The 14,573-nt window shown below is 70.4% G+C and carries 12 protein-coding genes; 6 read left to right on the forward strand and 6 right to left on the reverse strand.

Features of this window, described 5'->3' with window-relative positions; translation table 11 throughout:
- Positions 1–35: 35 nt before the first annotated feature.
- Positions 36–1,742: a COG1361 S-layer family protein gene (locus EXE52_RS01025; RefSeq protein WP_049929923.1), complete on the reverse strand. Its 1,707-nt coding sequence runs from the start codon at positions 1,740–1,742 to the stop codon at positions 36–38.
- A gap of 166 nt (positions 1,743–1,908) precedes the next feature.
- Between EXE52_RS01025 and EXE52_RS01030 the strand changes: the two genes are divergently transcribed.
- Positions 1,909–2,655, forward strand: a complete 747-nt coding sequence (locus EXE52_RS01030; protein WP_049929925.1) for a TetR/AcrR family transcriptional regulator — start codon at positions 1,909–1,911, stop codon at positions 2,653–2,655.
- Between the two features lie 60 nt (positions 2,656–2,715).
- Here the strand turns inward: EXE52_RS01030 and EXE52_RS01035 are convergent, their stop codons facing one another.
- Positions 2,716–3,417: an HD domain-containing protein gene (locus EXE52_RS01035; RefSeq protein ID WP_049929926.1), complete on the reverse strand. Its 702-nt coding sequence runs from the start codon at positions 3,415–3,417 to the stop codon at positions 2,716–2,718.
- A 173-nt stretch (positions 3,418–3,590) separates the two neighbouring features.
- On the opposite strand from EXE52_RS01035, the gene EXE52_RS01040 reads away from it, so the two are divergent.
- Positions 3,591–4,544 (forward strand): cation diffusion facilitator family transporter, encoded by a 954-nt coding sequence (locus EXE52_RS01040; protein ID WP_089307790.1) that lies wholly within the window; start codon positions 3,591–3,593, stop codon positions 4,542–4,544.
- A gap of 67 nt (positions 4,545–4,611) precedes the next feature.
- Entirely contained in the window at positions 4,612–5,346 is a 735-nt protein-coding gene (locus EXE52_RS01045) for a YqjF family protein (protein ID WP_089307791.1), read from the forward strand.
- 45 nt (positions 5,347–5,391) lie between these two features.
- On the opposite strand, the gene EXE52_RS01050 is transcribed toward EXE52_RS01045, so the two are convergent.
- On the reverse strand, positions 5,392–6,687 hold the full coding sequence (locus EXE52_RS01050; protein ID WP_049929931.1) for a Glu/Leu/Phe/Val dehydrogenase: 1,296 nt from the start codon (positions 6,685–6,687) through the stop codon (positions 5,392–5,394).
- A gap of 195 nt (positions 6,688–6,882) precedes the next feature.
- Between EXE52_RS01050 and EXE52_RS01055 the strand changes: the two genes are divergently transcribed.
- On the forward strand, positions 6,883–7,347 hold the full coding sequence (locus tag EXE52_RS01055) for a PH domain-containing protein (RefSeq protein WP_049929933.1): 465 nt from the start codon (positions 6,883–6,885) through the stop codon (positions 7,345–7,347).
- Positions 7,344–9,344, forward strand: coding sequence for a PH domain-containing protein (locus EXE52_RS01060; protein WP_089307792.1), 2,001 nt, complete (start codon positions 7,344–7,346; stop codon positions 9,342–9,344). The genes EXE52_RS01055 and EXE52_RS01060 overlap by 4 nt, the downstream gene beginning before the upstream one ends.
- Positions 9,345–9,372: 28 nt before the next feature.
- On the opposite strand, the gene EXE52_RS01065 is transcribed toward EXE52_RS01060, so the two are convergent.
- Complete coding sequence (locus EXE52_RS01065; RefSeq protein ID WP_086215960.1) at positions 9,373–10,518, reverse strand: acyl-CoA dehydrogenase; 1,146 nt, start codon at positions 10,516–10,518, stop codon at positions 9,373–9,375.
- A 177-nt stretch (positions 10,519–10,695) separates the two neighbouring features.
- Here EXE52_RS01065 and EXE52_RS01070 point away from each other — a divergent pair, with 177 nt between their 5' ends.
- On the forward strand, positions 10,696–11,757 hold the full coding sequence (locus tag EXE52_RS01070; RefSeq protein ID WP_089307793.1) for a phytoene/squalene synthase family protein: 1,062 nt from the start codon (positions 10,696–10,698) through the stop codon (positions 11,755–11,757).
- Positions 11,758–11,807: 50 nt separating this feature from the next.
- Here the strand turns inward: EXE52_RS01070 and EXE52_RS01075 are convergent, their stop codons facing one another.
- Positions 11,808–13,772, reverse strand: coding sequence for a DEAD/DEAH box helicase (locus EXE52_RS01075; RefSeq protein WP_089307794.1), 1,965 nt, complete (start codon positions 13,770–13,772; stop codon positions 11,808–11,810).
- Positions 13,773–13,844: 72 nt separating this feature from the next.
- The gene (locus EXE52_RS01080) at positions 13,845–14,432 is read right to left on the reverse strand and encodes a HalX domain-containing protein (RefSeq protein ID WP_049929939.1); all 588 of its coding nucleotides are present in this window, start codon (positions 14,430–14,432) and stop codon (positions 13,845–13,847) included.
- Positions 14,433–14,573 lie beyond the last annotated feature (141 nt).

Here is a 14,573-nt window from a genome sequence, read left to right on the forward strand (position 1 = left end):
CCGTCGCGCGAACGGTGGCGTGTCCCCTCATCGGATCACCGCCGTCGGTACCAGACGGCGCCGCCGGCCGCGGCGACGACGAGCAGGGCGGCGACGGCGATCAGGCCGACGGGGCGCCCGCCGTCGTCGACGGCGGCGGTCACCGTGACCGGGACCTGCGTGATGTCGGAGATGCGGTCGTTGCCCCGCTCGTCCTCGTACCGGAAGTCGAGCTCGATCGGGTGGTCCTCGACGCTCGCCCCCGAAGCGGCGGACACCTCGAACCAGATCTCAGCGGACTCGCCGGGTTCGAGCTCGTCGACGAACGCCTCGTCGTTGACCGCCGTCAGCGGGCTGTCGGCGTAGAGTCCGGCGTTGATCGAGGAGAGCGTCTCCGGCCGCCGGTTCGTGATCGTGGCGTTGATTCGCCGGGTCTCGCCCGCCGTGACGGTGGCGTTCTCGACGGCCAGTTCGAACTCGGGCTGCCGGGGCGCCACCTCGACGCGGCGGGTCTTCTCGACCGAGAGCGTCGCGTCGCCGCTGTCGTACTCGGTGGTGAACCGGAACTGTCGGGGGCCGGGGTCGGCGCTCCCGCTCACGTCGGCGTCGAAGGTGAAGGTCGCCGACTCGCCGGCCGGGATCGTCGGGAGCGCGTACCGGCTCTCGCCAAGGCTCACGCGGTTACTCCCGGAGTCCGCGACGAGGACGGCGTTCTCGACGTCGAGCGGGCCCTCGTTCGTGATCGTGCCGGAGACCGTGCCGGAGTACCCGACTTCGAGCGTGCCGGAGACGTTGCGCAGCGCGAACGACTGCTCACGGATCGGAACGACGCCGGCGCGGGCGGCCGCCGCGGTCGCGTCGATTCCGTTCGGGTCGCGGTAGTCGACGGTCGAGGAGAGCGCGTAGGCGCCGCCGGGGAACGACTCCGCCACGGAGGAGTCGAACGTTACCGTCCGGTTCTCGCCGGGCGCCCAGTCGCCGACGAACGCCTGCCCGCCGCCCTGCCCGAGGGTGACGCCGGGCGCGGTCGTGGTGCCGGAGACGACCGCGTCGCGCGCGGTCTCGTCGCCGACGTTCGACAGCGTGACGGCCACGTCGCCGCTGCCGCCGACCTGCGCGTCGGTGTCGGTCTCGATGACCGCGAAGCGGGCGCCGTCGTCGACGACGATGGTCAGGTCGAAGTCCTCGATCCCGCGGCGGTCCTTGTGGTCGTTGAACTCGGGGATGATCTCGAAGGTGTACCGGTAGCGGGCCGTCGCCTCGACCTCGTACCGGCCGTCGGGCACGTCGTCGGGCACCGTCACGTCGAGCGGCACGGAGACTGGGCTCGCGGCGGTCCGAACGTCTCCGACCGGGATCTTGCCGTCCTCCACGTCGATCGGCACGCCGCCGTCGTCGATCTCGAGGGTGAGCCCGCGAGCGGTGGTGACGCGGGAGTCAAGCTGGTTGCCGATCGACATCTCGCCGGTGTTGACGATGTCGATCGTGAGGGTCGACTCGGCGCCGCTCGGAACCGTCCGCTGGGTGGCGAACAGTTCCAGCACGGGCGACCCGCGGACCTGCCTGGGGGTCGGATTCGACTCCGTCTGCGCGACGGTGCCGTCGGCGGTCGGACCGTCGACTCCCGACAACGCGGCGACGTCGCCGCCGGACGGCGCGCCCGCGCTCGGCGCCGCGGCGCCGGCGAGCGAGACGCCGACGAGCAGTGCGCTCGCCGCGACGACGGCGAGCGCGGCCGTCGCGAGCCGCGTCGGCCGGCTCATCGGTCACCTCCGCCGTCGCTTGGGGTGCGTTTGGTCGCGAACGGCGACCGGTCGTACCGCGGCGGAGCGTGACGAGTCATAGGTTCCTGTCAGTCGCCATCGACATAAGCGTGTTGAATGAACGTTCAATCAGGGCCGATATATAGTCGGCGCCAGTATCCAGAACATGGACGGACCGTTCGCGGAGCCGACGAACACGCGGGAAGCGATCCTCGGCGCGGCGTTCCGCGCGCTCCGGAAGCACGGGTACGCGAGCGTCACGATCCAGCGGATCGGCGACGAGTTCGACAAGAGCCCGTCGCTGGTGTACCACCACTACGACGGCAAAGACGACCTGCTCGTCGACCTCATGGGGTTCCTGCTCGACGAGTTCGAGGCCTCGATTTCCGACAGCGGCGACCCCCCGCCCGTCAGCGGCGGCGACTCGCAGCCGGTCGACGAGTCGGCTCCGAGCGCGAACAGCGACGGCGCCGAGGCGCCTCCGGAGCGCTCGGCCCGGGACGAGCTCGACATCTACCTCACGGCAGCGGTCGATCCCGCGTCCCTCGACGGCGCCTACGCACCGGACGCGCAGTTCGTCACGGTGATGACGGAGCTCCGCGCGCAGGCCGCGAACGACGAGGCGTACCGCGAGCACTTCGACCGCAGCGACCGGGTCTTCGGCGAGTACCTAGAGCGGCTCGTCCGCGAGGCCGCGGCCGAGACGGAGGCGCCCGACGGGCACGCAGCGGGAGCCAGCCCACCATCGGTACCTGTTGAGGAGGTCGTTGCGACCCTCCAGACGTTCGCGACCGGGGGGATGTTCCGCTGGACGACGACCAACGGAGGAGCTTGGGTCGACGACTCCCGTGCCGGGATCGACGGGTACCTCGAACGGGTCCTGCCGCTGGTGGAGACGGACGAAGCGGACTGAGTTCGCTCTCGGCGGCGACTGGCCTCGTTTCCGGCGGCTGCCGGGAGGAAGGGGACCGGTTCAGCGGTCGGTGACGCCGTCGGCGTCCATCTTGGAGACCTCCTCTTCGAGCCACTCGCGGAGCCACTTCACGCGTTTGATCCGCTGGTGGGCGATGCTCTCGGCGGTGTCGGAGACGACGCGGTCGGTATGGTCGTGCGCTCGCTGGAGCACGCGGTCGACCATCTTCGCGGAGTCCATGTGCGTGCGCGACTCGTACCCCATGCGCAACAGCATGAGGACCGCGCCGTTGGCGCCGACCTTGTCGAGCACGTCGGCCTCGATCAGACACCGGCTCTCGAGGGGCACGTCGTCGAGGTCGCCGGTGTACGAGTGGTCGACGACCGCCCCGCACACCTCCTCGATGAACGACTCGGGGTAGTTGCCGCGGCTCTGGAGGTACTCGCGGGTGACGCGCGCGCCGGCCTCCGCGTGGACGTCCTGCTCCGCCTCCAGCTTGGCGACGTCGTGAAAGACGGCCGCGACGCGGACCACGTCCACGTCGGCGCCCTCCGCCTCGGCGATCTCTGTCGCGAGGTCGACGACGTTGAGGATGTGGTTGAACCGGTACGACGCCGAGTGCCAGGGGTACCAGCGCATGCGCCCGCCGTCGTCCTCGCTTTCGACGCTGGCCGCGAGGTAGTCGCGGACGAAGCCTTTCATCTCCTCGAAATCCTCGTCGCTCACCTCCGTTTCCTTAATTTCGACGCCCACCGGGACCACCTCGGGCGAAAAGATCGTGATTCATTACCGTAGGCGAGGAGCGTTTCGGTCTTAGGCGTTACGACGGAGTCTTCGGGCGCGAGACGGCCGTCGCTAGCGGCCGCCTTCCGGCGATGCGGCGAGCGTTGACGCGACGCGAGACGCTTAACAGGGTCGCGGGCGCACCGACTGCTATGTTGAGTCCCTTCGGGAACGACGACCGCGCTCGGTTCCAGCGGGCCGCGGCGGTGAACGTCGCGGGCAACGCGGCGAAGATAGCCGTCGTGGGCGCGACGGGGCTCGCGTTCAACAGCGTGGCGCTGCTGGCCGACGCCGCGCACTCCGTCGCCGACCTCGTCGCCAGCGCGGTCGTGTTCGTCTGGGGGGGATCGCGGTACGAGAGCGCGGACGAGACGCACCCGCACGGCCACCAGCGGATCGAGCCGCTGACGGCGCTGTTCGTCGGCGCGACGGTGGCGGTCCTCGGGCTGCTCCTGTTGCGCGAGTCCGTGCTCGGGTTCGTCGGCCCGGTGGAGGTGCGGGCGAGCCTCCTCCTCGCCGGGGCGCTGCTGTTCGCGATGGCGGACATGTACCTGCTGTATCGGTACACGGAACTGGTGAACGCCGACCTGGGCTCGACGGCGCTCGCCGCCCTCGCGGTCGACTGTCTCAACGACATCTACACCACGATCGCCGCCCTGGTCGGCGTGTTCGGCGTGTTCCTGAACGTGCCCGTTCTCGATCCCGTCGCCGGCGCGCTCGTCAGCCTCCTCGTCGTCTACCAGGGAATCGAGATCGGCCGCGAGAACGTCACGTACCTCGTCGGGGGCGCGCCGCCGCCGGGCGACCGCGAGCGCGTGGTCGCCGCCCTCCGCGACAACCCCGCCGTCGAGGGCGTCCACGACCTGACCGTGTTCTACGACGGAACCGACCTGGAGGTCGAGGTCCACGTCGAGGTCGACGGGGAGATGACGCTCCGAGAGGCCCACAGCGTGGAGACGGAGCTCGTCACGACCCTGCGCGGACTGGAGGACATCGGCGACGTCCACGTCCACCTCGATCCGTCCGGCCTCGGCGAGTGGAAGGACGCGCCGGAGGCGCCCGACTCCGCGGCCGATCGCGGGGACGACGCCGGCCCGCGAGAGTGACCGTCGGCGGGGGTCCGAAACCGCCGGTGTCGTGCGGGTTTTGCCCCCTCGTCACGTACAGATCGGTATGCTCGGTCGCCGCTGGCTGGAGATGACGTGGCGGGACGGACTGTTCGCACACTGGCCCGTCGACCCGTCGACCGTCGCCGCGGCGCTGCCCGACGGGCTCTCGGTCGCGACTCACGACGGCGACGCGTACCTCGGCGTCGTCCCGTTCGTGATGGAGGACATCCGTCCGCGCGGGGTCCCGCGAGGGCTGTCGTTCCCCGAACTCAACCTCCGGACCTACGTCGAGGGGCCGAACGGTCCCGGCGTCTACTTCCACAGCCTCGACGCCGACGATCGTCTCGGCGTCGCGGTCGCCCGCGGGCTGTTCCGGCTCCCGTACTACCGCGCCGAGACCGACGTTCGGGGCACCGCGGCGAGCGGCGGCGCGGGGCAGGGAGGCGTTGACGCGGACGCGCGCGACGCCGTCCGCTTCGCGAGCCGTCGCGTCCACGAGGGCGTCCCGCACGCGCGGTTCGACGCGACCTACGCGCCGGCCGGCGAGGCGTTCACCCCGGATCTCGGGTCGCTGCCGGCGTTTTTACTGGAGAACTACCGGTTCTACACCGCGGGAGAGAGCGGGCGGCTGTACGTGGGCGAGATCGAACACGACCCGTGGACGCTGCGGCCGGCCGAGGCGGATATCCGGGCGAACACGCTGTTCGCGGCGAACGGCTTCGAGGCCCCCGACGGCGACCCGATCCTCCACTACGCCGAGCCGATCGCGGTCACCGCCGACCGGATCAGCCGGGCCTGACGCCGAGCGGAGCGTCCGCGGCCGGAAGCGACCGCGACCAGCCGGCTACGGGAACAGCCCGCGGTACTCGTGGGCCTTCGCGGTGCGCTCCAAGGCGAGCGTGTAGGCGGCGGTCCGCAGGTCGGGGAGCTCCTTCGTGTCGTACTGTTCGACGGTCTTGTCGAAGGCGCTCCCGATGCGCCGCTCAAGCTCGGCGTTAACCGTCTCCAGCGGCCACGAGAACTCCTGCGCGTTCTGGACCCATTCCAGGTAGGAGACGATGACGCCGCCCGCGTTCGCGAGGATGTCCGGCACGACCTGGATGTCGCGCTCGGTGAGCGCCTTGTCGGCCGCGACGGTCGTCGGGCCGTTCGCCGCCTCGACGACCGCCGACGCACGGAGGTCGTCGACGTTGTCGGCGGTGATCACGCCCTCGACGGCGGCCGGGATGAGCACGTCGACGTCGAGCGTGAGCAGCTCCGCGTTGGTGATCTGGTCGGGGTCGTCCCAGCGGGAGTCGGCGGTGCTCGCGCCGCCGCGGATCTCGCCCGCGACATACTCCTCGACCAGTCCGCCGGCGTCGACGTGCGCGCCGAGCGCGGCCACGTCGAGCCCGTCGGGGTCGTAGGCCGCGCCCGACACGTCCGAGGTGGCGACCACGTTGGCGCCCCCCTCGTCGAGGAGTCGGGCCGCGTTCGACCCGACGTTCCCGAATCCCTGAATCGCGATCGTCGCGTCCGACAGGTCGCGGTCGAGGTACTCGAAGAGCCGCTCCGTGACGAGCGAGACGCCGCGACCGGTCGCCTCCACGCGACCCGGCGTCCCGCCGATCTCAAGCGGCTTCCCGGTGACGACCTGCGGGACGGAGTACCCCTCGTACATCGAGTAGGTGTCCATCATCCACGCCATCGTCTGCGGGTTCGTGTTCATGTCCGGCGCGGGCACGTCGATCTCGGGACCGATCATCCGACGGATCCCCTCGGTGTACCGCCGGGTGAGCCGTTCGAGGTCGCGTTCGGTGAGGTCTTTCGGTTCGCAGATCACGCCGCCCTTGGCGCCTCCGTACGGGAGGTCGACCAGGGCAGTCTTCCACGTCATCCACCCGGCGAGCGCCTCGACCTCTCGCTGCGTGACCGTCGGGTGGAACCGAACGCCGCCCTTGAACGGCCCGCGGGCGCTGTCGAACTGACAGCGGTACCCCTCGAACACCTCGACCTCCCCGGACTCCAGCTCCACCGGGAGCGTCACCTTCAGCGTGCGTTCCGGGTGCTTGAGCCGCTCGAACACCCCGTGGTCCACGTCTGCGTACTCCTCGGCGCGGTCCATCTGGGCGAGCATGTTCTCGAACGGATCGTCGGCCATGGCGACCACGACTCGATCGTTCGTGATATTGGTTTCGGCAAGTTTCTCCTTTGATAAATGATAACAATCACGGCAATCGACGCCCGCGGATCGGCGCTCGCACGTCGAAGCCTTCCGGCCACGTCCGACCGGACTTATACGTCGGGGGGAACAAGCCGCGGACATGACACACGGACACGCGACGGGGGACCGTCGATGACGGCACAGACGCTCCATCCCCGAGTCCAGGTCGTGTGGGTCCTCCGCGCGGTGCTGCTGTCTGCGCTCGTCACCGCTCCCTTCGTCGGCGGCGCGTACTTCGAGTACCTCCCGCGGTGGGCACCGGTCGCCGTCGGGGGGGTCGTCCTGACGCTCACCGTCGCCCACGCGCTGTTGCGGTACCGACGCTGGAGCTACGAGATCCGCGAGGACGCGATCTACCTCGACCGCGGGGTGGTCACGCAGGTCCGGACGACGGTACCGCTGGTGCGGATCCAACACGTCGACTCCCGCCGCGGCCCGGTCGAACGGACGGTCGGGCTCGCCTCCTGCGTGGTGTACACCGCCGGATCGCGGGGCGCGGACGTGCGGATCCCGGGACTCACGCCGGACGGCGCGAGCGACCTCCGCGAGGAGTTGAAGCGGCTGGCGATCCGCGCCGACGGGGAGGACGCGGTGTGAAGCTGGCGCCGCAGTCGGTCCCGTACCGCGCGCTCCAGAAGGCGGCCGGGACCGCCGTCGCGCTGTTCGTGATCGTGAACAGCGGCGGCTTCGGGCTCCCGTTGGCGGTCGGCGGGGGCGCCGCCATCCTCCTCGTCACGTTCGCCTACGAGGTCGCGTACTACCGCCGGTTCGAGTACGTCCTCACCGAGGACACGCTCGACATTTCCTCCGGCGTCATCTCGCGACGCGAGCGAGAGATCCCGTACCGGCGGATCCAGAACGTCGACGTGAGCCGCGGCGTGATTCAGCGGGCGATCGGCGTCGCCGCGGTCGACTTAGAGACCGCCGGCGGCTCCAGCACCGAGGGGTCGATCCGCTTCGTCACGCCCGACGAGGCGACGCGGCTCCAGCGCGAAGTCCAGCGCCGGAAGTCCGGACGCGCCAGCCGAGACGACGACGCCGAGGCGTCGGGGACCGACGCCGACGCGGTCGACCCCGGTGGAGACGACGCGTTCGGCCCCGACGAGGAAGTGTTGTTCGCCATCTCGCCCGGCGAGCTCGCCATGGTCGGCGCGCTGTCGTTCGACGGGCGCCTGATCGGGCTGCTGGCGTTCCTCAGCTCCGGGTCGTTCCCGGTGCTGTCGAGCTTCCTGCCGGAGACCTCGGCCGCCGCGCTGACCGCGACCGCGATCGTCGGGGTCGCGGCCCTCTTCATCGCGTCGTGGCTCATCGGCGCGGGCGTCGCCTTCTCGAACTACTACGGGTTCCGGCTCTCGCGGGCCGGCGACGAGCTGCGCTACGAACGCGGGCTGTTCCGGCGATACAGCGGGTCGATCCCGACGGAGAAGATCCAGGCGCTGCGGATCACCGACAACCCCGCCAAGCGCGCGCTCGGCTACGCGAGCCTCTCTATCGAGACGGCGGGATACGCCCCCGGACAGGGGAGCGAGTCGGGCAACCAGTCCGCCGTCCCGATCGCCGCCACCGACCGCGTCTACCGGCTCGCACACGAGGTCGAGTCGTTCGGGACGCCGGAGTTCAACCGCCCGCCGAAGCGGATCCGCTGGCGGTACGTCATCCGGTACACGCTGATCGTCGGCGTCCTCACCGGGATCGCGTACGGCGTGAACTGGTACGTGTCGCCGTCGATCCCCTGGTACGGGGCGGCCGCCCTCCTCCTCGCCGTCCCGCCCGCGGCGCACCTGAAGTGGAAACACCGCGGCTACTGGGTCGGCGAGGACCACCTGCTCACGCGGAACGGGTTCTGGAGCCGGACCGTCGCCGTCGTCCCGTACTACCGGATCCAGAACGTGATCGACAGCCGGACCGTGTTCCAGCGCCGGTGGGGCGTGGCGACGATCGTCGCCGACACGGCGGGCACCGGTTCGCTGACCGGCAGCGACGCGGCCGCCGTCGACTTCGAGGTCGGCGAGGCCGAGGCGCTGAAGCAGACCCTCACCGAGCGCCTCGCGACCGCCGTCGCGGCCCGCCGAAGCGACGGGGCCGACTCCTTCGAATGGCTCGACGGCGACGACGGGGGAGAGGACGGAGTCGACGAGACGGACGGAAGCGTCGGGAGTCGCACAGAGGAGGGGAAGCCCGCCGAAGACGAGGAGCCCCCTGGAGGCGAGAAGCCCGCGGGAGACGAGAGGGGCGGCGTCGACGAGGGTGGCGTAGAGAGCGAGGACGCCGGCGACGAACCCGACGACGACGTGGTCGCCGACGCCGAGGCGGACGACGTTGCGAGCGAGGCGTCGTCCGAGGAGGACCTCGATATCCCCGAGGACGGCGTCGTCCGGCCCGACTTCTCGCCGAGCGATCGCGATTACTCGGAGCCCGCGGAGCGGATCGACACCGGAGAGTACGCGGTCGACCAGAACCCGTCGGACGCCGACGTGGCGCACGGGCCGGGATCCGGCGAGGAGCGCGAGGCAGACGGAGACGCGGCGGACGGCGATCGCGACATCGCGGACGGCGACCGCGACGGGGAGGGCGAGACTCCAGACGACCGCTGAGGGGCGTGGCCCGCGCGGCCCCGCCCGCTCACTCGTCGAGGAGCTGTTGTGCGATCGTGTTGCGGAGCACTTCGCTCGTTCCCTCGTATATCTCCGAGAGCTTGGCGTCGCGGTAGAACCGCTCCGCGGGGAAGTCCTTGGTGTAGCCGTAGCCGCCGTGGATCTGGATGCCCTCGTTGGCGACCTCCCGGGCGATCTCCGAGGCGTACAGCTTCGCCTGCGCGGCCTCCTTGATGTAGTCCTCGTCGCGCATCTTCAGGTCGGCCGCCTCGTGCATCAGCAGCTCCGCGGCGCGCGCCTTCGTGTCCATGTCGGCGAGCTTGTGCTGGATCGCCTGGAAGTCGGAAATGGGGCGGTCGAACTGTTCGCGCTGTTGGGCGTAGGATTTCGCCTCGTTAAGTGCCGCGCGCGCGATCCCGACCGACCGGGCCGCGATGGTGATGCGCCCGCCGTTGAGCGTCTTCAGCGCGTGGACGAACCCGTCGCCCTCCTCGCCGAGCAGCCGGTCCTCGGGGATCCACATGTCGTCGAACCGGAGCTCCGCGGTCGGACATCCCTTGTCGCCGAGCTTGTCCTCCGTCCCCTCGACGATGAACCCGTCGTCCTCCTCGGGGCGCACGACGAACGAGGAGATGCCGTTCCGGCCGGCGTCGGGGTCGGTCTTGGCGAACAGGGTGACCGTGTCAGCGACGGAGCCGTTCGAGATCCAGAGCTTGCCGCCGTTCACGACGTAGCCGTCGCCGTCGCGTTCCGCGGTGGTCGACATCGCCGGCACGTCGGAGCCGGCCTCCGCCTCCGAGAGGGCGAACGCGCCGATGTCCTCGGCGGTGTTTAACGCGGTGAGGTACTCCTGCTTCTGGGCCTCGTCGCCGAACTCGTAGAGCATGTTGCCGGCCAGCGAGGTGTGGGCGGCGACGACCGTCCCGAGCCCGCCGGAGCCGCGGGAGATCTCTTCGAGCCCGATCGCGTAGCTGTGGTAGTCGAGGCCCGCGCCCTCGTACTCCACCGGGAACGGCATGCCCATGAGACCGAGGTCGGCCATCTCCTCGACCAGGTCGGCGGGGAACTCGTCGGTCTCGTCGATCTCGGCCGCGCGCGGAACGACCTCCTCGTCGACGAACTCCGCGACGGTGTCGCGTATCTGACGCTGCTCTTCGGTGAGCGTGAACTCCATACCCGAGCCTTTGGCCGGGCGGACTTAGCCGTTTCCACACGATTGTACACGGGTCGTCGGTTCGTCGGAGCTGACGGGAGTCGAGTCGTGCGATTTCGGCCGCCCGTCCCGCGGTCGACGCCCGGCGGACGTTCCACGAGGGTTTTTATGCGTTGTGCCGTAAATACCGGCAACTGAATGAGCGGACGAGAACACGGCCCCGGCGAGGCCGACCTCGAGTGGTGTCACGAGGCGGTCCAGGGGGTCTCGCGGACCTTCGCGCTGACTGTCGACGTGTTAGAGGAGCCGATGGCGTCGCAGATCTGCGTCGGCTACCTCCTCTGCCGCGTCGCCGACACGGTCGAGGACGCGGGTCATATCCCGCCGGACGCCCAGAGCGACGTGTTGCGGACGTACCGGCGATCGATCGATCCGGACGACGAGACGGACATCGCGGCGTTCCGCGCGTCGGTCGACGAGTGGCTGCCCGCGGAGCGCGACGACGACTGGACCGTCGTCGCCGAGGCGCCCACGATCGCTGCGACGTTCGAAGAGCTCGACCCGGAGGCCCAGGATGCCATCGTCCCGCCGGTGTTGGAGATGGTCGACGGGATGGCGATGTTCGTCGAGCGTCACGCGACCGAGGGCGGACTCCGCATCGACGACCGCGACGAGTTGGAACAGTACTGCTACTACGCGGCCGGCACCGTCGGCAACCTCATCACGAACCTGCTCACCCGCGGCGACCTCACCGAGGAGCGCGCGACGCGACTGCGGGAGACCGCCGAGGAGTTCGGCCTCCTCCTCCAGCTCGTCAACGTCTCGAAGGACGTCTACGACGACTACACCGAGGAGAACAACGTCTACCTCCCTGCCGAGTGGCTCGAGGCCGAGGGCGTCGAGCAGGAGCGCGTTGTCCACCCCGAGAACCGCGAGTCGTCCGCGCGGGTCGTCGGCCAGACCGCGGACTACGCCCGCTCGTTCCTCGACGACGCGCAGGCGTACCTGGAGACGATGCCGCTGTCGAACGGGAACACGATGGAGGCGTGGACGGTCCCGTACCTGCTCGCGGTCGGTACCCTCCGAGAGCTCGGGAGCCGCCCGGAAGACGCGCTCACCGAGACCGGCGTGAAGGTGTCCAGACAGGAGGTGTTCGCGGTGATGTCCGCGGCGAGCGACGTCGGCCGCGACTCGCTCGCGGAACTGCGCCAGACCATCGCCCGGACGCCGTTCCACCGCGCGGTCGGCTCGGCGGACTGAGCCGCCGCGCGTCGCCGCCGCTTTCGTTTTTCCCCGGCATCCCTCGTCGCTCACAGCCGCGACCGCGCCCGGGACACCGCGGGAACGCGCACGCCCGTCGTCTCCCCGAGCGCCTCGGCCGCGCTCAGCAGCCACTCCGCGCGCTCGACACGGGAGTCGAGGTCTCCCGGACCGATCCGGTACCGCTCGACCAGCTCCTCGACGGTCGCGCCCCCGATCCACTCGTCTAGGATGCGGGCGGTCTTCACCGACTCCAGCCACCCCTCGAAGTCGTCCGGGTCGGTCATGTCCGTCGTCAGCTGTGCGGCGTTGCTCCGGGCGAACTGGTAGATGTCGGCCCGCTCTGCGTTGCCGAGGTAGGTGTCCTGCATGTCCGGCGTGTCGCAGATCACCTCGAAGGCGGTGAGCGTCGTCGCCTCGGACAGGTCGGCCGCCGCGCGGAGGCCGGCGACGATCCGCTCGCCGGTCTCCGGGCGGACGTACTGCTTCGAGGTCGTCTCGCCGACCGCCGTCGCGACGAGGCGATAGTCCTCGACCCCGCCCGTCTCCCGCGCGACCATCTCGGCCGCAACGAGGTCGTCGACCGCGACGGCGACGGCGTCGGCGAGCCCGCCCGCCCCCGTCTCTCGCGCGTAGAACGTCCCCTCGAACACGTCGAGGATCTCCGACTCGGTCGCGGCGAACCCCGTCGCGACCGCCGCGAGCACGTGCGTCCGGAGCGCGCCCGGCTCGGCGAGCTGCGACTCGACGGCCTCGGGCTCGCCCTCGACGTAGCGCTCGCGAACCTCCCCTCGAGTGTCTGCGTCGGCGACGAGGACCGCCTCCCCGTGCGGGTCGAGGCCGGGCCGACCGGCGCGGCCGCACATCTGGTGGACCTCGAGCGTCGGGATCCACGCCATGCCGCCCTCCCCGTACCGGCGCTGGTCGCGGACGACGACGCGGCGCGCGGGCACGTTGACGCCGGCCGCCAACGTGGGCGTGGCGCAGATACAGGCCACGTCGCGCTCGCGAAACGCCGACTCGACGACGGCGCGGTGACCCGACCGGAGCCCGGCGTGGTGGAACGCGACGCCCGTCCGCAGGCAGTCGGCGAGCTGTCGGCCGGTGAGCGTGCCGTCCACGTCGGTCGCCTCCTCGGCCGCCGCGGCGGCCGCCTCGTCGATCCCCAACTCCGCGGCGAGGCCGTCCTCGGCGAGCCGCTCGGCGAGGTCGACCGCCTCGCGGCGAGAGCGGACGAAGGCGAGGCACTGGCCGCCGTCCGCGACCGCGTCGGCGACCAGCGCGGCCGTGACCTCGGTCGGATCGTTCTCGTCGTCAGCGTCCCCGTCGCCGTCGATTTCGGTCTCGTCGAGGTCGACCGAGAGGCTCGTGCCGTCGTCGAAGTCGACCTCGCCGCCGACGGCGACGCCGGTCCGGAGGTCGACCGGCCGCCACTCGGACTCGACGAGCGCGGCGTCGAGCCAGTCGGCGATCGCCTCGGGGTTGTCGACCGTCGCCGACAGCGCGACCGTCTGGAGGTCCGGATTCCGGCGTCGGAGCGTCGCCAGCGTCACTTCGAGGGTCGGTCCGCGCCCCGTCGCGCCGAGCAGGTGGACCTCGTCGACGACGACGCAGGCCAGCGCGTCGACCCACGAGGCGCCGTTGCGGATCGCCGAGTCGACCTTCTCGCTCGTGGCGACGACCACGTCGTTGCCGGCGAGCGCCTCGCCCGTCGCGTCGAAGTCGCCGGTGGAGATGCCGACGTCGACGCCGGGGAGCGCCGCGAACGTCTCGTACTTCTCGCGGGCGAGCGCGCGGAGCGGGCAGACGTAGAGCCCGGGGCCGTCGGCGGTCAGGAGCGCAAGTTGTGCGACGAGTGTCTTGCCCGAGGCGGTCGGCACCGCCGCGACGACATCGGCGCCGTCGCAGACGCCCGCGTCGACCGCCGCGCGCTGCGGCGGGTACAGTTCGCGCACGCCGCGCTCGGCGAAGTGGTCGACGACGCGTGACGAAAGCGGCAGGTCCCGGACGCGCATACGAACACGCCTTCGGCCGGATCGCTGATAAAGAGTCCGCGGCGCCCCCTCTCGAACCCGTTCGGTCGCCGACTACCCGTCGGCGTCGAAGTCTTGGAACAGCTTCTCGTAGTCCTCGTCGTCGGTCGCGACCGCGTCGCGCGACTCGTCGGCCCGCTCGCGGAGCTCGTCGATCCGACCGGTGAGCCGCTGGTACTCCTCGTTGTCCGCGAGGTCGCTGGCGCTCTTCTCGGACTCCAGCATCGCCTTCTTGGAGGTCAGCGAGAACAGCTCTTGGACCTCCGAGTCGTACTCGCCGCGCCGTAACAGCCCTTCGACGGTCTCTCGGAGCGTCTCGCTCGTGACGGGCTTGACGAGGTAGTCGTCGAACCCCATCTCGAGGATGTCGAAGTCTGGCTCGACGGCGGTGACCATCGCGACCCGACAGTCGATGCCCCGTTCGCGGACGGCCGTGAGGACCTCGTCGCCGGAGAGACCCGGCATGCGTCGGTCGAGGAGGATCGCGTCGACCTCGTCGTCGACCTCGTCGAGTTGGTCGAGCGCCTCGCGGCCGCCGTACGCGGTCCGGACGCGGTACTCGTCGCCGAGCCAAGCGGCGTACAGGTCGGCCAGATCGGGTTCGTCCTCGACCACGAGGACCAGCGGCGGTTGCTCACTCATGGATGACGGGAGCGAGGGGGTGTTCGCTCACACGTTTCGTCTCTCCGCTGGCTATATTAAAATACCTCTTCGAAGCGCCACGCTGATCGGTCGCCCGGCCGGACGCGATCGGACGAGACGCGACCGGAGTCGACGAGGCGC

This window comes from Halorubrum sp. CGM4_25_10-8A, from assembly GCF_005435025.1.
GTDB classification, from domain to species: Archaea; Halobacteriota; Halobacteria; order Halobacteriales; family Haloferacaceae; genus Halorubrum; species Halorubrum ezzemoulense.

Excerpts from the sequence above, each read along its gene's own strand:
- EXE52_RS01055 (WP_049929933.1), top strand. The coding sequence starts at position 6,883 with ATGACGGCACAGACGCTCCATCCCCGAGTCCAGGTCGTGTGGGTCCTC.
- EXE52_RS01025 (WP_049929923.1), bottom strand. The coding sequence starts at position 1,742 with ATGAGCCGGCCGACGCGGCTCGCGACGGCCGCGCTCGCCGTCGTCGCG.
- EXE52_RS01030 (WP_049929925.1), top strand. The coding sequence starts at position 1,909 with ATGGACGGACCGTTCGCGGAGCCGACGAACACGCGGGAAGCGATCCTC.
- EXE52_RS01040 (WP_089307790.1), top strand. The coding sequence starts at position 3,591 with ATGTTGAGTCCCTTCGGGAACGACGACCGCGCTCGGTTCCAGCGGGCC.
- EXE52_RS01075 (WP_089307794.1), bottom strand. The coding sequence starts at position 13,772 with ATGCGCGTCCGGGACCTGCCGCTTTCGTCACGCGTCGTCGACCACTTC.
- EXE52_RS01070 (WP_089307793.1), top strand. The coding sequence starts at position 10,696 with ATGAGCGGACGAGAACACGGCCCCGGCGAGGCCGACCTCGAGTGGTGT.
- EXE52_RS01045 (WP_089307791.1), top strand. The coding sequence starts at position 4,612 with ATGCTCGGTCGCCGCTGGCTGGAGATGACGTGGCGGGACGGACTGTTC.
- EXE52_RS01080 (WP_049929939.1), bottom strand. The coding sequence starts at position 14,432 with ATGAGTGAGCAACCGCCGCTGGTCCTCGTGGTCGAGGACGAACCCGAT.
- EXE52_RS01050 (WP_049929931.1), bottom strand. The coding sequence starts at position 6,687 with ATGGCCGACGATCCGTTCGAGAACATGCTCGCCCAGATGGACCGCGCC.
- EXE52_RS01065 (WP_086215960.1), bottom strand. The coding sequence starts at position 10,518 with ATGGAGTTCACGCTCACCGAAGAGCAGCGTCAGATACGCGACACCGTC.